Genomic DNA, 20,960 nt, shown 5'->3' with positions numbered 1-20,960 from the left:
ATTTGAATCACCTGAGTGTGCCGTTTCCTGAGATGATCACCAATCGGTTAAATACATGAAAGGAAAAATCGATGAGGCAAGATCAGGGCTAAGAAAGAATGATGACAGAATTTTGGCGGGAATCTGGTAGATCGTCCAGCTTGAAAGCGCATAGTCTTATAAGTGGGCCCAGGAAGGAGGAGAACATTTGAGGAAGGAGAAACAATGATGTATCCCATAATAACAGATGAAGATGACAGAACCTTATTATTTCAGTGTTATGCAGAAGCTTGCCGATGCTTGTCTCTATATTCCCAATGTGTACTTTGTTGCCAACATAGTAATGAAACTATTTTTCGCAATCTAGCCTGCGGTACAGCAAGACAAATGAAGCAAATTAAGAAACAACTCGGATGTGGTTGAATGCGCAAAAACAAAATTCAAAGGAGATTTTGATATGAGTGAATCAAAATATGATCAACTAATGAAATATTTGGAAGGTGAAATTGAATCGTACACGCCATTTGATAAAAATGATCTGGAAAAATACGCTCAAGCATTTAAACAAAATAACATTATTCAAGACACGCTATCTATTACAAATGCAGCAAATCAAAATGCTATCGGTGGAAGCTATCCGGCAGATCTCTCATATTTTCCTGATGGTATCGTGTACATTCAAATGCCCTTAATAGACAGCGATGTAATTGTATTTGCCACTTGGGATAAAAAAACAAACGAACTGATCTCATTTGGAGAAAATTATTCAGACAAGAACGGAGATGTTTCCTCAAAAATATATGATGGTAATGGCGACTTAAAAAAGTCAGAAAGCTATACAAAAGAAGAAGTAGATAATTATCAAAGCGAATTAAAAAAAGAGCTAGACGCAAATACTGCAAGTGAGGGCAAGTTTCAAACATTAATAAGCAAAAATACAAAATATTGGATTAAAAGAGGAGTATGCTGGCTTGCTGGAAAGGGTTCGTGTGGTGGGTTTTGCATGGTTTTCTTTGAAACAGGACCTTTGGGAATGGGGGCTTGCAATTTGGCGTGTAATTATGCCTGGTCACATGGAATTTGCAAAAGAATTAAAAAATAAGTCCGAAATGTATGAGGCTGTTCATAAAAGGAGCAGTCTCTATTTTTTTCTCTTTTTATATTCAAATTTGGCATGAAAAGCTATTATACTCATTATTAAAACAAAAAATAGTTCATATAGCATATTAATAACATTTTTATGACTGAAAAAAATAAAAATAACTAGGCTAAAAGGAATAGCCATTACCTGCAATCTATATAAGCAATGTAAACCAAGAAGAACCTTATATTTATTCCGATTAATTAAACATAAATGAAGATAAGATAAGATAAGAAAAGCAAAAGGCAAAATAAAATCAAATAAAATGGCACCTTTCCCTATTAAAGAAAAAGGATTAATTAAGTCTGCTTCAAAAACAGTAAATAGAAAAAAAGAGACTGGCGGCATTTTTGCATATGGATCAGTAGGATCAAGATCTTCTTGGAATGAAAAAAAATTCTTAATTGCTTTATAAACGGAAGCCATATAAAAAACCTTCTTTGAAAAAGCGTAATTGTAAATTGTACACTACAGCATTTATATTAAACTTAGCATAACATTAGAACACTGCAATACAAAAATTATAACGGTAACTAAGCCATTGTGATATCGCTTCAGAAAATACTCGGTCAAGTCTCTTTCTATGTTAGTATATTGGGCTCCAGTCATGGAAAGAAAGGATGAGCATTGAAAACAAAAAACAGTGATCGGACTTAACAGTTCACAAACCTCAGAAGCAATAAAGATTGGATCATCAGCTATTCAGTAACTTCAAGATCACCAATGACTCCATCCGCAGAGAATCAACAAGCATTCTCTCAACGAAGTGGCCGAACAGATCTTCAAATCCACGTTGAAACATATCGGACATGCTGAAACGGATTCAAACATGGAGCCGGATGGGCTTCCCGCTCCTTATATAGCTGTTGAAAACACCAGTAAACAGGGGTGATGCTCTGCTCAGAAGATTCTGTATCGGTTCATCAAGGCTACTGCCTCTGCTGCTCGTTATCATCCCAATCACTTCACTGATTATTATCAACGCAAAAAGCAACCTCCAGTACCAACCACAAAAAAACTGCCATTGGGCAGTACATCAATTTAGACCTTGTATTTCATAGTGACCCATAATCAAACCTACAATCTTGCCACTAGACCGTTTATACATTTCTATCATTACCCACTTAGTTGAAAAAATTCATTTAGTAAGAAATGAAAGCCTCAAAACATCATCAAATTACTTAAAGTGCCTATTTGCAAGTCATTATCCATGAAAATTACCGGTATACTGATTGACCGTTACATAAGGTTGCTCACCCGTATTGTATTCTTTTACCCAGACCTCCCAAAGCCCATGTCCGACATATTTATAATGACTGGGTGTTGCGTGATAACCTTTATATAGATCCTTTTCAAACTTTTTAACCCATGCCCCTTTTGGTCTATTGGCAGCTTGATTTGCACCTGTTGTTTGACTTATCGCGGTTGACCCCGCCTCCTCTGATGTATTGTTTGATGTCGATTGATTGGACTGACTTACATTTGAAGTTGATGATGAAGTATTGGAATTTGCTGTTCCTGAAGTATTGCTTGAAGTCGAATCTGAATCCTTCGTTGTTGCACGGTTTGAAGAAGGTGCAGTACTTGACGATTTTGCTGAATCGCTTGAGTGAGTAGTTTCGTTGCCAGCAGAAGAAGCTTCGACGGAGGAACTGCTCGCCGCTTGTTTGCTATCTGAAACACTATTTGAATTATATTTTAGAAAAACAAACAAGCCCCCAATTATGATTAATGCTGCGGCCGCTATCACCAGAATTTTTTTCATTTAAACTTACCCCCAAAAAGAACTACTTTATTTGAATCCATTTAGACACTTTTAACTCTACGATGTTATTCAATAGATGAAGTTGCGGAACAATGACCGTGATTTTTTTGGCGGAACTGCGAAAGGGTCTAGCCTTTTAAATTTATTAGGACATAGAATATTTAACTAGAAGCACTAACGTAGCAAGATCGATGAATTTGGTTATAAATGGTATGAATCGAGTCGTGCCGACCCAATGAAATTTCTTTTTCTATGCTTAAATCAAGACTACTCAAGAAGCTTGGTAAGGTTAATTCAAATCTAAAATTGATGGCGTATGTCTGAATTCATTGGGGCTGCTGAAGGATGAAGATTATTGGATACGGCTTGATTCGATGATTCACTTCCCTTCATTTTCTAAGTGTAAAGTTTTGTGCGCACATGTCAAGTCCTCGTTTTCGTATGAGTTATTTCAATTCCCCAATAAGAAAAGGAAATATTCAAAAGCGTAATGTTAATGAAAACAGAATTTAAACTTAATGTTGACTAATAGCCTACTTTTACATATTAAGGGCAGATAATTAGAACGTCGTTACCATTGCTGAAATAAATGGAAGTAATATCCATTAGAGTTACTTTATTATGAAAGATAAATGACAGAAAAGTAATAGATTTTTGATAGGTATGTGAAGCTAATTATAGATAATCTAATATTGATAGGGAAGGTAAAAAAAACCATTCCTCATTAAACCAGGCTGTGCTTCTATTTTTCTCATTACCCACCATGTCGTGTTTGTCTCTGTTAATTTCATTTTTCTGGTTTGTAAATTTTCAAAAATAGGATAGAGTTACTTTGTTTTTCTCTCAGTATGTTTTTTAAAGGGGGTAACTGAATTGTTTAATCAAAAACTGGATCGAAAAAAAGCAAAAAAAAAGCAAAAAAAATTTTAAGACGTTATCGGATGTTAATGAGAATGGCTAACGAGAAACAGGTTCTTTCTCTAACAAGTGACTATACTTTTGAATATGGTCCTTCACATCCATATAAGGAAAATAATTCGCTTGATCATTATTCCGAAGTAGAAAAAGAATTGATTAAAATCCAAATATCTCTGAACAAGCTTAGTAAAATGGAGCGAAAACTTATTTATGACAAATATATTTGTGTGGAGAAAAAAAGTGATATTGCCCTCTACCTTAGTTACTCGATAAGTGAGAGTACATTCTACCGTAATCTCAATAGGGCACTTATTCATTTTGCCGAGGCCTATGATTGCGGAAAAATACTAAATCCCAAAAAGTTATATCCTCCCTCCTAATGTCTCAATCATCTCAAACATAATCTACAGCCTGGGTTATTTTTTTCCCAATTAAAAGAGATCACGTCATCTTCTGATTTAAGTCAAAATGTAATACAGATCACCCTTACAAAAACGCGATATAAAATTTCACTCGATAATGATTGATATGGTAAATGTAACAAATTGCTGTATGAAATTCTTCTTGATTTAGAGTTGATTTCCCCGGGTAGGCCTCGAGTAGTTGGTACTCTCACATTCAGTAAGTACCCTTCGGTAAAATCGAGAAATTACATTGAGTCAAAATTGCGATTGGATAAAGATATCGGAGCCCCATTAATAAGCTCAATTTATTTAATAAAAACCAATGATACGTCGAGTGATCTATTGACAGGATTATGACAATTAATTAGCAGGCCAAGAATGGCCAAGGCTATTACACTATGAGATAAATCTAAAAAGGAGGAAGTTAAAATGATTGTGCAAGGATTATCTGCTTATGGCTTTTTAGTTCTGCTTATGGCTATAGATGTGACAGCTGGATTGTTGAAGGCAATTAAGCAAAAATCGCTGAAATCAGACGCCATTCGAGATGGACTACTCAAAAAATCGGGCACTTTGCTAGCATTGATTTTGTCTTATGTACTTGATTTATTGGTGAACAATGGCTCATCTGTTTTCCAGACAATGATGATGATCATGGCGATTTGTAATGAAAGTCTATCCATTATTGAAAATTTAAGTTTTCTTGGCGTTCCTTTTCCAAAAGGCATTATGAATCGATTGGATGACTTGAAAGATAAGCTAAACGAGACGGCGACTCCCCAGTCTGCAACTGATAAAACAAAAAAGGAAAGAATAAAATCGGGTATTCAGCAAAAAGAAAAATGACAGTTTTCTAGCAGAAATATGGCAGGGTAGGTAGGTCAAAAGAATGTAATCTTGTTAATGAGGTCGAAAGGAGGGAAGTATTGATGAAAGAAAAACGACGACAGAGCAAAAAGAAATAAGAAAGGTAGCGAAAAACATTTGACCGATGTAGCCACTGAAAAATAATTAATAATCTTAGAAAGGAAGACGGGAAACATGGCCTTTACTAGTGAACAAATTGCTAATGCAAAGTATATCTATTCCTATTTTGTTAACAAAGGCTGGACGCCACAGGCGGTGTGCGGCATGCTCGGTAACATACAATCTGAATCGGCGCTTCATGTTGATATTTGGGAGGGCGGCGTCGGTCCTGGTTATGGATTGGTTCAATGGACACCTGCTAGTAAACTCATTAGCTGGTGCAACGCAAGAGGATTGGACTATAAAAAAATCAGTTCGCAATGTGCACGTATTGCATATGAAATGGAAAATGGTATTCAGTTTTATCCTTCATATTCTTACTCGATGACTGCAAAACAGTTCATCAAGAGCACGGCTTCCGCTGAAACTTTAGGCTTGGTATTCTTAGCAAATTACGAGCGACCTAGAAACCCCGATCAACCACAGCGAGGAGATCAGGCGCAATACTGGTATGATCAATTGGCAAAAGGTGGGAAACCTTCAGCACCAACAGAACCTAAACCAAGCGAACCCACGGATACCAATACCTATACCGTTCAATCCGGTGATACACTAAGTGCAATTGCCCTAAAGTTTGGTGTTACGGTTTCACAGTTACAGTCATGGAACGATATCTCTGATCCAAATAAAATATATGTTGGACAAGTATTAAAGGTCAAAGCAGGCGAAAGTGACAACTCTGAAACCTCAGATACCTATGTCATTAAATCTGGTGATACACTGAGCGCCATTGCACAAAAGTTTAATGTCACGGTTTCACAGTTACAATCGTGGAACAATATTTCTGATCCAAACAAAATATATGTTGGTCAAAAAATTATTGTTTACAAAAACGGTGGGGGAACGGGTACAATGGTGTACACCGTAAAATCAGGAGATACTTTAAGTGCCATTGCAAACCGGTTTGGAGTAAGCGTAAGTAATCTACAACAATGGAACAATATTTCTGACCCTAATAAAATTTACGTTGGAGAAACTTTGGCGATTTACAGCTCAAAAGGCGGTGGAGGCAGCAAAGTTTCATATACTATTCAATCCGGCGACACACTCAGCGGAATTGCTGCAAAGTTTGGCGTATCGGTCTCACAACTTCAATCATGGAATGGAATTGCTGATGCCAATAAGATCTATGTGGGAGAAGTACTTTCCATCTACACTTCAGGGGCTGGTGGTGGTGGTTCGCAGACCTATACGGTTAAATCGGGGGATACATTGAGCGGTATTGCCGCCAAATTTGACGTCACCATTTCGCAACTCCAGTCTTGGAATAATATCGCTAACTCGAATAAAATATATGCTGGTCAGGTATTAGTTGTTTGACACAGAAACACTAAAAATTAAAAGGTCATTCCAAAGATAGAAGAAGATCAAAATAGTTCGCGAACTAAATTTAAAGCCTTTATCCTTCATTGGGTAAAGACTTTTTTATAGTTCGCCAGGTTGAGGCAACCGTCGAGTGTCAGCAAAATAGATGGATGATTTTAATCAGCTTATGAAAGGATCTCAACGGAACAGAACTCAGCTGATCGTTGAGTTGATAACAAAGGGACTCAAGGTTCATCAGGCAGTGTAATTCATTAGCATTCATTTTTACGGACTGGAAGACGTGGTGGAGGCACTTAAAAAGATGTGGATATGCTTAAAGTTGTTGACATTTAAGTAGCTGTAATTTTATGAGCTTTATGAAGTAGGAAGGGATCATCCCTTATGGAAAGCGGGAGAACCAATCATTCAACACAAATTGAATCAGCGCGTCAGTGATGCTAGTCATTTCATAGGTAAACGTCAAACAAAACGCTCCTGTTTGTCGTTCATTCTTTCTGCCATAATCAATCTATCAAAGAGACATAGGGAATTGACTATGACAATGAGCGAACGTGATCAGCTCTGGAAAGATGTCTAATTGATTTTGATAACAGCGGATTATTCGGTGTCCAATGGTGTCTAAATTCGAACATTTCACTCAAACAATCTCGTTATTAGCAGAAGAAGTTCCGGCGTTTATCTTGTGAGGAAACGGCCACTCAAAAGATGACCCTGCAGTGGGTCAAACTCCAATCATTGGAGCGGGCTACTTCGTTTTAGATTTGGTGTGCCACAGAAAAAATCGAAGTCCGTTGCTGGTTTGATCCCAAGTTACGCAAAAACTCTTAAGTCGAAGTGCGGAACAAATTATACGTCTTCTGGAAGTAGAGAGGAATAGTTCGCGCAGGCGTGTTAAAGCCGCGAACATTATCCCGTTATTTTCAGGAATAGGCTGGATCGGCGAGACCTTTTCCGTGACGAAAGAAAGAAATTCCATGCTTTTGCACATGGGGCGCCGAACGACTGCTGGCAAGCAGATACACAGCATACGCTCTATTTACCGAATCCTAAGTATCTGGAACGGCGCAAAAAAGCCTATCTCATTGTAATTATTGATGATCACAGACGTTGGCATCATAACATACATACTGATTTTTTAGGAAAGGGCATCCCAAGGTGTTTAGACTTTCTATAATTGATAAAATCTCATCGCAAATGGTCATGATAATCATCATTGTCTGAAGAACTGGCAAGCCCATGTTTACCAGTTCATCAAAAATACCAACTTTTTTAAGTAGTTCACTTCGAATGATATCGGATTTAAGAGATCTCTGTCTGAGTGCCTCTAGAGGGCCTGCTATTATATCCAGCAACAATTAATATTAATAAACCCCAAAAGCCGTAGCTGCTCAAACCTTGAATATTCATTTAATTATTCCTTTCTCCCACTTCTTTTGAGCGCATTCTCTCTATTGCCATAAACAGTGTGAACGAACAGTCTGAGAATAGACTGTCTAATTTATGTCATAGTGTATAGCGGCCATAGGTATTTCATGAGTAGATAGGAAATAGTGAGGTTTTCAAATACGAACGAAGACTAGTAGACGGATAAGTAATAATGTGCCAAAAATCAGAAAGTACAATAATCCTGCCTGATGACTTTTTTCTTCCTTTCCGGGGACTTGTTAGGCTCATTATCCATAGACTGAAAGGCAATTGAATAGATCATAGATAGTTCTAGGTGTATAACATCATCAAACTAACGACCTATCAAGAAAGTCTCTTTTTCATCGTTCATGATACGTTTTTAAAGCAGCGGTTAGCATGTAGCATTAATCAAATCAATAAATATATTGCGGGAAAAGAGAGGTGCAGAAAAACGGACAAGTTAACGTTCTTCACCATTGTATAACCGCATAACTATGCTATAGTTTCTTGATCACGAAATGTGTTATCGACGGAATCTTTCAAACCTTACACTGTGCAGATCGTGACTCGTCAGTGCGGGCTAGTAACTGGATGGGATAATGGAACGAATTTCCAATTTTACAATGCCCATAGACTGTGACTTTATATATGAATATAGGAAGCCCGCATTATTTTTAATTAAATCATTGCTCGGATACTCATTTTTCGTTCGTACAGAGAGCGCGAGATACAGCATTATTTTTCCATTTCCAAAGATTTAATGTGTAGTTAAATGGAACGCAACTTACATACTCAGCTGGGGCAGATTATCGCCAGTACTGGATCTTCAATGTTTTTCCTGCAAGTGATTCATGTAAAATAAACGCTTGTTCCCCTATCTTTTAATAAACGTAATGAAAGAATGACATTCTTTAGTCATATCTTGACCTTTCATACTTATAGTATGTGTCTTTTAATTCATTACGTGCAATGACAGTTGGATGCTTGTTCCCTGTTATCGAGAAATATGTTCCTAAACAAAGTAAATAGGCCTTTTATGGCAGTATTTAGGCATGATTTTGACAGGCTTAAGATTTAAAAGACAATTAGGATAAAAATAAGCTCTTTCTCCTACTGCGGTCCAACTAACGATCTACTAAAAAACATCCTCAAAAATCTAAATCGTAAATCAGGTGTATAGGATGAAAAAACTAAATGACTTAAGAAATGCTATTCAGGCTGTTTCAAATTTGAAAAATTATCTATTAAAATGTCGTTTGATTTTTGTAAAAATGATCCAATCACCCTTTTATCTGGAGGTAGATCAAATTATGATAAATAAAAAAAATTTCCATATGATTGGATCCGAAGAGGTGAAACAATTACTAAACATTTATGAAGCGCTTGTTGCTTTGGAAAACGATGAACAAAAGATTATTTTCTATAAGTACTTAGCGAAATCTGAATTAATGGATTTTGAAATTCAGAATATATTGTCTATTTCAGAACGTACTTATTATCGGAAAAAGAAACAAGGCTTAACAAAACTAGCTATTGCTCTTCATTTTTTAGGAATCAATGTCCATATCTAAGACAACCTTTTTCATTGCTAATGAACCATTATCCTGAAGGGTATAGCTTTAATGACGTTAAATTGTCTAATTTTAACTTAATAAGGGTGGTACTGTTGTTGAAACATGGATGGATCAAGGGCGACCGCAGGGAGGGCAGGGCTTTTACCTTGGATCTCAAAAGCGTTCTGTTAATGGTCAGAATTGCTTAAACAGTCCCTGAAGGGATCGGCAGAGAAATAAGGAATTGGCGGTTAAATAAACGAAAAAAAAGGTTTGTAAGACAACCAATCAAAGACGACCAAACTAGGTGACATATGTCTGACAGAAGTATGGCAGAGTGAACGAATTAAAAGGGCGTAGTCTTGTTTATGGGCCCTGAAAGGAGGAGTATAAAAAATAATTTCATAATCTTAAATAAAATTATTATTGTATCAGTTTAAATTGCTTATATTCTGTTAACTAAATGACATTAAGAAGGAGAAAAAATATGACTACGACAACAAATGCTGAAAAAACTACCACGTATACTGTTAAGTCGGGCGACAACTTGAGCAGTATCGCGCAGAAGTTTGGAATGACGCTCTCCGAAATTACTGCACTGAACAACATAAGTGATCCGAATAAGATCCAAATTGGTCAGGTTTTGAAAGTTTATGATAACGGAAGCAGTGGGGGCAGTGATGGCTCAAGTCACAAAACTACCACGTATACTGTTAAGTCGGGCGACAACTTGAGCAGTATCGCGCAGAAGTTTGGAATGACGCTCTCCGAAATTACTGCGCTGAACAACATAAGTGATCCGAATAAGATCCAAATTGGTCAGGTTTTGAAAGTTTATGATAACGAAAGCAGTGGGGGCAGTGATGGCTCAAGTCACAAAACTACCACGTATACGGTGAAATCAGGCGACAACTTGAGCAGTATCGCGCAGAAGTTTGGAATGACACTCTCCGAAATTACTGCGCTGAACAACATAAGTGATCCGAATAAGATCCAAATTGGTCAGGTTTTGAAGGTTTATGATAACGGAAGCAGTGGGGGCAGTGATGGCTCAAGTCACAAAACTACCACGTATACGGTGAAATCAGGCGACAACTTGAGCAGTATTGCGCAGAAGTTTGGAATGACACTCTCCGAAATTACTGCGTTGAACAACATAAGTGATCCGAATAAGATCCAAATTGGTCAGGTTTTGAAGGTTTATGATAACGGAAGCAGTGGGGGCAGTGGGGGCAGTGATGGCTCAAGTCACAAAACTACCACGTATACGGTGAAATCAGGCGACAACTTGAGCAGTATCGCGCAGAAGTTTGGAATGACACTCTCCGAAATTACTGCGTTGAACAACATAAGTGATCCGAATAAGATCCAAATCGGTCAGGTTTTGAAAGTCTATGATAACGGAAGCAGCGGAGGCGATGGTTCCGATTCAGGTAATGGAGACGGTGGCTCTTCTGTAACTCGTGTAACCGAAAGCCAGTTAAATAAGATCGGCTGGTCAAGTTCAAATCTCTCAAAAGCAATCCTAGATGACCTAAATAGTTGTTTAGAAAGATATAGCATTACGACTAAATCTAGACTTTGTCATTTTATTAGCCAATGTAGCCATGAATCAGGAGCCGGTAAATGGACCAAAGAATTGGCATCAGGAGAGGCGTATGAGGGACGCACAGACCTAGGCAATACTCAACCTGGAGACGGACCAAAGTTCAAAGGAGCAGGTTATATTCAATTAACAGGACGAAGCAACTATACGAAATTTGCCAATTCAATTGGTGACCCCGAGATTATAAATCAAGGTTGTGATTATGTTGCTGATAAATATCCATGGACAAGTGCGGGATTCTGGTGGCATTCAAATAATATGAATGCTTTATGTGATACCAACCCATCTGTTGAAGCTGTAACAAAAAGAGTTAATGGTGGTTACAATGGATTAGAAGATCGTAGGATGTACTACAATAGATGCGTTCAGGTATTCTAATTATCTGAAGATTAACATTCAGGAGGAGTTGTTCAATGCGTTTTTGAACAACTCTTTTTGTGCGACATGAACACAGCTAGATTATGCGTTCAAAAGTGTGTTTATTCTTATTTTAATATCATATCCAAAATATATTTGATACAAAAGCTGTTCTATAGTAACCTTTAATTGTGTTTCCCTAAATATCTTGGTTATTGATCGAATATTTTCCCTGTATGATAACTACAATACTTTATTATGAATTTAAGGAAGGAAAGGGTCAAATGAAAAAAGTAACAAAGTTTTTTTGCTTTAATATTTCTCTAGCCCTGTTCGTTTTACTGTTGTTTGGATGTAGTACGACTACAAAGAACAAGGAAGCAAAAACTCCTGCTTCTTCAGAAAATGCATCTACTTCCCAGTCTGAAAAAACAACTATCGACACAGCAAAGAGTAGTTCAGTAAACAAGGAGGAAGTATCTAAACCAACAGCAGATAAGTCCAGTACAGCTTACTCTAAAGAGGAAAAAAATGGTGCATTAAATAATACATCAGGAAACAATAGAGATCATGTATTATCTGGGTATTCTGTTGAAGAAATTGAATATGCTCGAGTCTGGTTGGAACTTGGTACAAATAAAGAACCAGATGAATTAAATGTTCGACATATTCCAGCTGGCGAACCACTCAACCCAGATGATAGCACCAGTGCTAGCTATCCAGAAGCTGTCACTCAGTTAGCAGGGTCTCGCTTAGTGGATGGATCAGTTACTTATAGTAATTATGGAAATGGAACAATTAAAGTATACAACGTTCCCTTACGGTGGGATGGTAGCTATCCGGCTGGTGAAATGTTTTATAAGAATATTATTGAGCATGCCAAAATAGTGCGTATAGATTTAGGAGATAACAATAAAATTATAAAACTCATTAGTAAGATTAATACTCATTAACGAATGAGGTAAACCTAATTTTTATTCAAACGCTCTTATTGAAATTTAAATTTCGTACAAGAAATCTAATCAAAACTTCATGTTAATCTAACAAGACTTAAAGATCAATCATATACTCGAACTATTATGTATCAACGTTCAATAGCGAAAAAATGGATATTGTGTCACATTATAAACCAAAACTACGAATAATTATATCGTATTACTTTATTCGACAGAAGGTTTCATGAACATGTTAGATATAAATAGTAGATATTCTCCTCGACATGCTGAAACTTTGACGTCACAGTCCTATTATGAACGTAGACTTAAGAGACAGTATATGCCTGGACTTGATGGCTTAAGGGCTTTAGCGATTATCGGAGTAGTGTTCTATCATCTTGGTATCCCAATGTTTGGCGGAGGATTATTAGGGGTCAGCTTATTTTTTGTGCTGTCCGGATATTTGATTACCGATCTTCTCAATTTTGAATGGGCAAGCAAGGGAAAGATTGATTTAAAGACCTTTTGGCTGCACCGGATAAGAAGATTGCTTCCGGCATTGATAACAACCGTGAGTATCCTTTTCTTATGGGTGGGCTTTTTTAATCCTCGGCTATTTGTGACGTTTAAAGGTGATGCTCTAGCTGCGTTATTTTATGTGTGCAATTGGTGGTACGTTTTCCATCAACAATCTTATTTTGCAAGTTATGCACACCCCTCCTTATTACTCCATTTTTGGTCGCTTGCTGTAGAGGAACAGTTTTACTTGATCTGGCCTATCGTTCTCATTTTCTGCCTTCGCCGCAATAATTCACGCCAACGAATGCTGTTAATGACTCTAATTGGGGCGAGTATTTCTGCTTTGTTAATGGCACTGCTGTACCATCCAGGAAGCGATCCAAGCCGTGTCTACTATGGGACCGATACACGAGCCTTTTCTATTCTAATTGGCGCATCATTAGCGTTTATCTGGCCAAGTTGGCGACTTTCAGGGAATCTTCCCAAAAGGGCTAAGTGGGTTTTAGATACATTGGGGATTGGGTCAATCATCGTTATGATCGTCATGATGACTCATGTACAAGACTATGATGATTTTCTGTACCGAGGAGGGTTATTACTTTTTTCTATCTTTTCAGGAGTATCCATCGGCACGATTACAAGTCCTGCGACAAAACTGGGAAGGCTCTTCAGCTGGGGTCCGCTTCGCTGGATCGGCGAACGTTCGTATGCCATTTATTTATGGCACTATCCAATTATTATGTTAGTGATGAATAATTTGGCACCCATGTTTCTTCAGATTTTGCTTCGCGTGGTTTCGCTGATTCTAATTTTGATTATTGCCAATAGTTCATACAAGTACATAGAAAACCCTATTCGTCATGGTGCCATTGGACGGGAGTGGAAACGAATAAAATGTAGCAGCATTTGGATCAGAAAGCGGAGAATAATAGTGGGAATATTTGCGTTTTCTCTACTTTTGATGCTGACCTTTCTTTCAGCCTTTACTCATTGGGCAAATCTACGTACGGTGCAGAGTGAACCACCAATCTATCATTCGAGGTCTCTTTCCGGTGCACATACACCTTCCCTTTCCGGCAAAAGAGAGAAAGGGCATCCAGCAAAAAGTGACAATCAATCAGTCGCTTTTTCACCCCGTGCTTCGAAAATTAGCCAGCCAGTGGTGGCTATCGGAGACTCTGTATTGATCGATTTGAAACCGTATATTAGTGCATCAATGCCACATGTGACCATCGATGGCAAAATAGGGAGACATATGACGGACGCATTGCCTATTGTTCAACATTTGAAAAGAGAAGGGAAATTAAGTCATGTTGTTATCATCGAACTGGGAACAAATGGACCATTTTCCATGCAAGATATCCAGAGAGTTATTCGAAAAGTTGGCCATAACCACTTAATCATACTGGTGAATACACGCGTTCCTCGTTCTTGGCAGTTTTCTGTTAACCAATCGCTTGCTCAAATAGCTTTTCACTATTCAAATGTGAAACTTGCCGATTGGTATACGTTAAGTGCAGATCACTGGGATTACTTCACACCCGATCAAGTACATCTGACGAGCAATGGCGCTCGAGCAATGACCAACCTATTGATAAAAACACTTTCTCATTCCTAAGACTGAACTGACCCTAAAGTATCTCGATCACCAAACCAAAGCAACGCAAATTTCACTATTTAATTTGACTTTGATAAGAAATAGGAACTGGTTGATTATTAAATAAGAAGTATTTCGGTTAGATTTTTGCGTAACCTATTTTCAAATAAAGCTATTTTTGTGAGGTAGTACCATTTTTTTTTATTTGAAAGAGTAATTTATAAAGTGCACAGCTTACCAATGTACTGATTAATACAATGCTTAAAACGGCAACTGCTGACATATATCCCGACATAACTATTGTCATAGGTGCAAAAAAATTAGCAATGGAATTTTGTAATGTGGCAGCACCCATATACTGACCTCTCTTGTCACTGGGTGCATATTTGCTAACGAAGCTATCCGAGACCGGCGATTGTATCAACTCACCGAATGACATAACAACCATAAGTAAAAACAGAATCCATGCATTTGTGGTAAAGGCCATAAAAAACAGACTAAAACCAAATAAGCCCGTCGAAACTATCAATATTTTTTGATCACTAATATTTTTAAACCATTTGGTTACAGGGATAACAAATAGTACAAAAATTAGGCCGCTTAATCCCATCATCCATCCAAATATACCAATGCCATTAAGTCGAAATGTCCAACTCCTCCATGAAAAAAGGGCTTGATACGGGACATGCTCACTAATAAATATAGGTAAGTATAAATTTTCTTGTCGGAAAGCGCTTATTACAATAATGCCTGCTATAATAAACATTGCAAAGATCTTATCAAGAAAAATAACCTGATAATTACGAAATTGTGATTTGAATAATAAACCAAGTGATTTTACAGATTCGGATTTATCTAATCGGGGTGCTGATTCCCGAATCAGTTTAAAGATAGCGCAGAAATATAAGAAAACAACGATGGAACAAGTCCACAGCAACCCAGATCGATAGTGGAAAAAAAACAGGGAGCCGAACAATGGTCCGAGAACAGCCCCAACATTGAAGGCAGTTAAAAAAACTGCAAAAACTTCACGGCGATCCTTTTCCTGAGTTAAGTCGGCAACCATAGCTGAACTAGCCGGATAATAAATTGTACGCCCGACATTAATAAGTAAATATGCCGTAAAGTTTATCCAGTCAGATAAGTTTAAGGCGAACATTGTGAACATGATAGCTTGAATTGCTGTACCAATAAGCATTGTCTTCCGTCGACCAAGTGTATCAGATAAGTAACCACCGAATAGATTGGCTATAATACCAACGATTGGGGGTATTATCATTAGAAATCCCGTGATTGTTTTTCCAAAATTATTGCTAAAATAAATTGTAAGAAAAGGATAATACATCCAAAATAAAAGATTAAATAGTGTCTCTCCAATAAGACGCACTTTCAAATTCAAATCCCATGTTCGCATGTATTATTTTACCTCCTTAAGAAAAAAGTTAATCTCTGCTGAGTGCATATAGCTTACATTATATTTCTGGAAAAAAGTAGACTTATATTTATTCATCGTTTATAATAATATTGTAAAGGGAACGATGTATACCCTTTTGTTTGTTGATCTTACCTTTATAGAAAAATAGTATTTTCATATATTAAGATTCTGAAAGAGTTTCTTATGCCATTCTTTCAGGATCTTTTTGTGTTGGCATCAATATTGGTTTTGAAATTGCAAATTGTGTCCATAAAATAAGCTGCTAGAAACAAGTGAGAAGAAAAGCTCAAAAAATGTCGAAAGTTATTGTCCGAATATTATATCTAATCTGTTGAATAACTTGGCATTTTATTTATAATGAACATATAACATCATATAAGTGATTAATGTCACACCCGAAATTCATGTAGCATGTAGTAGGGAAAAAATGAATCAATAAGATGAGTTCAACAATTCTTATTGAATTTGTTTTAAAGTGAGGAGGCTTTTATATGGACACCGAATTTGCTCAAAATTATGACCCTCTAGATCCAGAAACATTAATTAACCCTTATCCTATTTATGAGCGCCTAAGAGAACACGCACCTATTTTTTGGCATAAGAGAATGAAATCATGGGTTTTATCTCGTTATGATGATTGTAAAGAGGTATTACGTAATTATCAGCTATTTGCTCGCGATCGTAGAAGGATAGGAAAAGACATACCTGATGTCAAACATAATCTCCAATCCCTAGATCCTCCCAATAATAAATCACTGCGTAATTTAATGATAAAAGCCTTCAATTCACAAGATATTGAGAAAATTAAAAATCATATTCACGTATTAATAAGTGAAATTCTGAATAAACAAGCTGCAAAAAATAGATTTAATTTTATGACAGAGGTCTCCGCTCCACTTTCCTTGCGGACAACATCCATTTTATTAGGAGTCAAGGAACCCAATCTAAAAATATATATGGATATTTCTGATGCTATTGCCCATCAAATGGATTCCGGATTAAAACCGGAATATGCAGATCCTGGAAATAAAGCAAGGATGCGGCTTAACGAATTTGTCGATGTATGGTTTACTAATGAACAGGATTCAGGAATATTACCATTTATTAGAAAAAACAAGAAAGACGTAAAAATACCAGAGTACTATATTCGTAATACAACGGCGACGATGTTCAACGCTAGTTTTGGTACATTATATGCAGCATTTGGAAATATTGTATTTACCCTATTAAAAAACCCTGATGTTCTAACACTACTAAAGGATAATAGCTTATTTAATTCAGGAATAAATGAATTAATCAGATTTGACGGCCCTGCGCAAGCGACCAGTCGTTTTGCAGTAGAAACAATGACACTAGGAGGAGAAGTCATTAGTAAAGGAGATAGTGTAATAACTTTGCTAGCTTCTGCAAACCATGACCCACGTATGTTTCCACAACCAGAAAGTATTGTTTTACATCGTTCTAAGAATCCTCATCTAGCATTTGGATGGGGAGTGCACGCTTGTTTGGGAAAACTTTTTGGCGAACTAGCAATTCAAGAATTAATAAAGAGCCTTCAAGAAACACCGAAAATTTTAAATTTGGTAGACAAACCAAGACGGCGCGAAACAGCAACAGTACGCTGCATTGACGATCTTCCAGTATCCTATAAATGAAGATAACATGATATATAAGTTCTTTAAGGAGGTGACTGCTATGATTTATGATCACTAATTGTATTTTTCTCCGGGTTCAAAGTAGAATCCGGAGAAAATTTATATACTTATTATTTCCATATAAGGAATATAAAAGTTTATTAGAAAGGAAGTTATTTTGATGATACTCAACAGTTATAATGATTGGTCACCACTTAAAGAAATTATTGTTGGTTCTGCCGAAAATTATATTTCCCATGAAAGGGATTTGTCCTTTGATACCTTTTTTCACGATAATCTTTTTCGATCAGACTGGGCTTATCCGCGTTTGAATAGACGAAAAGGTTTGGAAAAAGAAAGTTCCAATTGGAAAATCAAACAAAGATACGTTGAGGAATTGAATGAGGATGTTGAGGGATTGGTAAAAACATTAAAAGATCTAGGTGTTAAAGTTCATAGACCGCTAAAATTACCACCTAATGCACAATCTATTCGGGGACTCGGGTGGGAAAGTATTCCGGTCCCAGCACTTAATATTCGCGATAATACATTAATTGTGGGTAATGAAATTATAGAAATGGCTCCTCAGGTACGGTCTCGGTACCTTGAAACAAGATTATTGACAAAAGTGTTTGCACATTACTTTAACGAGGGCGCAAAATGGTCAACTATGCCAAGACCTATCTTAACTGATTTATCTTTTGATTTATCATATGCACGAGATATGGAGACTACGTTAGGAGGGCCAACAGAGCCTATTGAGGATCCAGCCTCCTCACCATATGATGTTGGGTTTGAAGCTATGCTTGATGGCGCACAATGTTTAAGATTAGGACGTGACATTTTGGTGAATATTGCTAATAAAAATCACGCTCTTGGTTGCAATTGGCTCGAACGTCATTTAGGTAAAGAGTATCGAGTTCATAGAATATACCGGATGAGTGATAATCACATTGATAGTATGTTATTAGCGCTACGTCCAGGTGTTTTTCTAGCTCGACACTCAGATATAAAGAAATTACTACCAGAACCTTTTGATAAATGGAAAATAATCGTTGCTCCAGAACCAAGTGAAAACAACTTTCCAAAATATGACGATGGTGATTTAGTTCTCACTAGCCCCTATATTGATCTGAATGTTTTATCAATTAATGTGGATACAATTTTAGTGAATGAGTCGGGCGTAGATCTGATTAGAAAACTAGAAAAAGAAGGGTTTAATGTAATTCCTGTAAAACATCGCCATCGTCGATTATTTGGTGGAGGCTTTCATTGCTTCACTCTTGATACTGTACGAGAAGGGGAAATAGAGGATTACACAAAATGAGAATAATAATTGGAAATCAGACTGAGGATACACTTCAAAATATGAATAGCGACGATCGCATATTTTCACAAAGAGTCATTTGGTTTGCAAAAGATGATGACGTAATCATATTATCAGATAAACCAGACATCACTTTTCTAAAATATGCAACATCTTTAACTGGGACAGATTTAAGAACTCTTAAGTTTTTAATCCCACCTCAAGAAAGATTTTCTGGAAAACATTTTGATCAATATAGTTTAACAGATAAAAATTTTATCAGCGAAGTATTGGGATGTATTAATGAAGTAACTGAAATAATTCCAATGTGGCCATCTCCAGCGATATCCCATTTTGCCAAGGAAATTGGCTTGCTTAATGCTTTTAAGGGGGCACAATTCTTTTCGCAATACGGTGTTGAGTTAGTAAATAATAAGGCTTATTTCCGGGCACTTTCCGCATCAGCAAATATTCCTATTGCGTTAGGAGAAGTTTGCCACGACATTGTAGAGGCAAAATACGCTTTAAGGAGATTATTAAAAGTTACGGATGCTGTAATCATTAAGCAGGTTCATAATGGCGCGGGTGTAGGTAATGAGCTTATTATAAAAAACTCCGCTAGTAAACTAGATGATATTGGTGCTAAATATGTCTATTATTTAAAACCGGAGAATAATGCTATTAATAAATATCTTACACAGCGTTGGAATTGGGCATCTTTTAACGAAAGACATCCTGTTGTTATCGAAAAATTTCAAACTGGTTGTCAAACTATTTACGCTGAATTTTATGCCACAGATTCAGGAATATGCCACACACAAACAGGAAGACTTGGCTATCAAAATCACAGGCTAGTAGAAGAAATTGTGCCATTAGACGGGATTCCAAAAATTGATCGAGAGAAACTAATAGATTATGGCTCCCAGTTAGCCAAATTGTATCAATCAATTGGTTACCGCGGTTATCTTTCAGCTGATGCACTAATTGATAAAAATGGCAATATTACATTTACTGAAATGAATGCTAGAATTGGGGGTTCTCTTCATATTTATAATAGTATTGGCAAAAGAGTAGTTAAATATACACAAGATCCGAAACGGGCTATTGCACAGTATCATGCACCTTTAAATTGGAGATCTTTAAACTTCGATACATTTTTAACCAATCTTGAAAAACTTGGATACCTTTATGATCCAAATATAAGAAAGGGAGTTATAATCCCATTTCCTATTCTTCCAGAAGTTGGAGGTTTCGTAAGTTTTTGTATTGTTTATCAAACTGAAGAAGAAAGAAATGAAATTTATGAAAAGCTTGATAACCAATTCCGCACTTGACATATATCTCTAAGTCGTTTTAAATGACTTTGTATAATTAACATAAAAGTTGACTTTTGTTTCTAAAAGTGGAATTTAGCTGACTTCTTTCAGACGGGCAAAAAACCGATTGATCTTGATATTTTACAGGCAGTCGGTGGGCTATCAGAGGAAAAGATAAAACAACTTGTGGCATTCCTAAATGGATTATCCGATAAAAAATAACCGTTGCCAGGCTTCGCCATTTTTTGCTGTTGCATGTTGGCTTCTTTTATTCTTGGTTGTCAAAATATGGACGATCATTTTTCTTTTAGTATGTTCTGCACTGCGTAAAGATGACGATAGTATATATTCGTGAGAATCGAGTTCGACAGTTGATAGTTACACAAATTTAAAAAATAGCTCTACAAAGTATTTTTAGCAACTTTTAGCATTGATTCGCGTGTCGAGCAAGCACATGGTGAATAACTATGCTCATTTGTTATTTTGGTAAAATATTCATTTTATTTTTTCCTTAATATATATACAAAAAATCCGCCTAGGTGGCGGAATGAAGAAAACTATTATTCGACAACCTCTCTATTTTGTCTTTTAAGAGTTTCAATTTCGTGAATGACCACCCAATAGATAGGACCAGCCGACAGGTCGTTGTAATGATCGGCTTCGTATTTTTTCAAGAACTTAAGTTTACGCTTATTTTCATGAATCATTATGTCTGAGGCACTTAATTCGGTCATTT

The 20,960-nt window shown here is 36.7% G+C and carries 16 protein-coding genes and 2 pseudogenes; 13 read left to right on the top strand and 5 right to left on the bottom strand.

Going from position 1 to position 20,960, the window contains the following annotated elements; all coding sequences use genetic code 11:
• Positions 1–2 precede the first annotated feature (2 nt).
• Together NIE88_RS22785 and NIE88_RS09685 are read left to right on the top strand one after the other, a co-directional pair.
• On the top strand, positions 3–59 hold the full coding sequence (locus tag NIE88_RS22785; RefSeq protein ID WP_373689425.1) for a hypothetical protein: 57 nt from the start codon (positions 3–5) through the stop codon (positions 57–59).
• Between the two features lie 377 nt (positions 60–436).
• Positions 437–1,081 (top strand): hypothetical protein, encoded by a 645-nt coding sequence (locus NIE88_RS09685; protein ID WP_253061613.1) that lies wholly within the window; start codon positions 437–439, stop codon positions 1,079–1,081.
• 39 nt (positions 1,082–1,120) lie between these two features.
• Here NIE88_RS09685 and NIE88_RS09680 read toward each other — a convergent pair whose 3' ends face one another.
• Both NIE88_RS09680 and NIE88_RS09675 read right to left on the bottom strand, forming a co-directional pair.
• Positions 1,121–1,546, bottom strand: coding sequence for a hypothetical protein (locus NIE88_RS09680; protein WP_253061611.1), 426 nt, complete (start codon positions 1,544–1,546; stop codon positions 1,121–1,123).
• A 778-nt stretch (positions 1,547–2,324) separates the two neighbouring features.
• On the bottom strand, positions 2,325–2,885 hold the full coding sequence (locus NIE88_RS09675; RefSeq protein WP_253061609.1) for a hypothetical protein: 561 nt from the start codon (positions 2,883–2,885) through the stop codon (positions 2,325–2,327).
• 908 nt (positions 2,886–3,793) lie between these two features.
• On the opposite strand from NIE88_RS09675, the pseudogene NIE88_RS09670 reads away from it, so the two are divergent.
• From NIE88_RS09670 to NIE88_RS22980, 4 genes and pseudogenes are all read left to right on the top strand, one after another.
• Positions 3,794–4,183: pseudogene (locus tag NIE88_RS09670) on the top strand (ArpU family phage packaging/lysis transcriptional regulator); the annotation flags it as partial.
• A 453-nt stretch (positions 4,184–4,636) separates the two neighbouring features.
• Positions 4,637–5,053, top strand: a complete 417-nt coding sequence (locus NIE88_RS09665; protein ID WP_253061605.1) for a phage holin family protein — start codon at positions 4,637–4,639, stop codon at positions 5,051–5,053.
• 195 nt (positions 5,054–5,248) lie between these two features.
• Positions 5,249–6,553, top strand: coding sequence for a phage tail tip lysozyme (locus NIE88_RS09660; protein ID WP_253061603.1), 1,305 nt, complete (start codon positions 5,249–5,251; stop codon positions 6,551–6,553).
• An 821-nt stretch (positions 6,554–7,374) separates the two neighbouring features.
• Positions 7,375–7,694, top strand: a pseudogene (locus NIE88_RS22980) (DDE-type integrase/transposase/recombinase); the annotation flags it as partial.
• On the opposite strand, the gene NIE88_RS22780 reads toward NIE88_RS22980, so the two are convergent.
• Positions 7,648–7,911: a phage holin family protein gene (locus tag NIE88_RS22780; RefSeq protein WP_373689424.1), complete on the bottom strand. Its 264-nt coding sequence runs from the start codon at positions 7,909–7,911 to the stop codon at positions 7,648–7,650. The pseudogene NIE88_RS22980 and the gene NIE88_RS22780 sit on opposite strands and share 47 nt — an antisense overlap.
• 1,236 nt (positions 7,912–9,147) lie before the next feature.
• On the opposite strand from NIE88_RS22780, the gene NIE88_RS09655 reads away from it, so the two are divergent.
• The 4 genes from NIE88_RS09655 (at position 9,148) to NIE88_RS09640 (ending at position 14,554) form a co-directional block, all read left to right on the top strand.
• Entirely contained in the window at positions 9,148–9,537 is a 390-nt protein-coding gene (locus NIE88_RS09655; RefSeq protein ID WP_253061601.1) for an ArpU family phage packaging/lysis transcriptional regulator, read from the top strand.
• Between the two features lie 469 nt (positions 9,538–10,006).
• A complete protein-coding gene (locus NIE88_RS09650) occupies positions 10,007–11,503 on the top strand; it encodes a LysM peptidoglycan-binding domain-containing protein (RefSeq protein ID WP_253061599.1) in 1,497 nt (498 codons plus the stop codon).
• A 263-nt stretch (positions 11,504–11,766) separates the two neighbouring features.
• Positions 11,767–12,435: a YdeJ family lipoprotein gene (locus NIE88_RS09645; RefSeq protein ID WP_253061597.1), complete on the top strand. Its 669-nt coding sequence runs from the start codon at positions 11,767–11,769 to the stop codon at positions 12,433–12,435.
• A 232-nt stretch (positions 12,436–12,667) separates the two neighbouring features.
• Positions 12,668–14,554 carry an acyltransferase family protein gene (locus tag NIE88_RS09640; RefSeq protein WP_253061595.1) on the top strand — a complete coding sequence of 629 codons (1,887 nt, stop codon included), beginning with the start codon at positions 12,668–12,670 and terminating at the stop codon, positions 14,552–14,554.
• A 151-nt stretch (positions 14,555–14,705) separates the two neighbouring features.
• On the opposite strand, the gene NIE88_RS09635 is transcribed toward NIE88_RS09640, so the two are convergent.
• The gene (locus NIE88_RS09635; RefSeq protein WP_253061593.1) at positions 14,706–15,947 is read right to left on the bottom strand and encodes an MDR family MFS transporter; all 1,242 of its coding nucleotides are present in this window, start codon (positions 15,945–15,947) and stop codon (positions 14,706–14,708) included.
• Between the two features lie 512 nt (positions 15,948–16,459).
• Here NIE88_RS09635 and NIE88_RS09630 point away from each other — a divergent pair.
• The 3 genes from NIE88_RS09630 to NIE88_RS09620 all read left to right on the top strand — a co-directional run bounded on the left by NIE88_RS09630 (position 16,460) and on the right by NIE88_RS09620 (position 20,242).
• Entirely contained in the window at positions 16,460–17,623 is a 1,164-nt protein-coding gene (locus NIE88_RS09630) for a cytochrome P450 (protein ID WP_253061591.1), read from the top strand.
• Between the two features lie 160 nt (positions 17,624–17,783).
• Positions 17,784–18,929 carry a hypothetical protein gene (locus NIE88_RS09625; protein ID WP_253061589.1) on the top strand — a complete coding sequence of 382 codons (1,146 nt, stop codon included), beginning with the start codon at positions 17,784–17,786 and terminating at the stop codon, positions 18,927–18,929.
• Positions 18,926–20,242, top strand: a complete 1,317-nt coding sequence (locus NIE88_RS09620; protein ID WP_253061587.1) for a preATP grasp domain-containing protein — start codon at positions 18,926–18,928, stop codon at positions 20,240–20,242. The genes NIE88_RS09625 and NIE88_RS09620 overlap by 4 nt, the downstream gene beginning before the upstream one ends.
• 542 nt (positions 20,243–20,784) lie before the next feature.
• Here the strand turns inward: NIE88_RS09620 and NIE88_RS09615 are convergent.
• On the bottom strand, positions 20,785–20,958 hold the full coding sequence (locus tag NIE88_RS09615) for a hypothetical protein (protein WP_253061585.1): 174 nt from the start codon (positions 20,956–20,958) through the stop codon (positions 20,785–20,787).
• Between the last annotated feature and the right edge of the window lie 2 nt (positions 20,959–20,960).

It is taken from the genome of Sporolactobacillus shoreicorticis (genome assembly GCF_024125445.1).
In the GTDB taxonomy this organism is placed as follows: domain Bacteria; phylum Bacillota; class Bacilli; order Bacillales; family Sporolactobacillaceae; genus Sporolactobacillus; species Sporolactobacillus shoreicorticis.
This window is presented reverse-complemented; position numbering and strand designations above follow the sequence as displayed.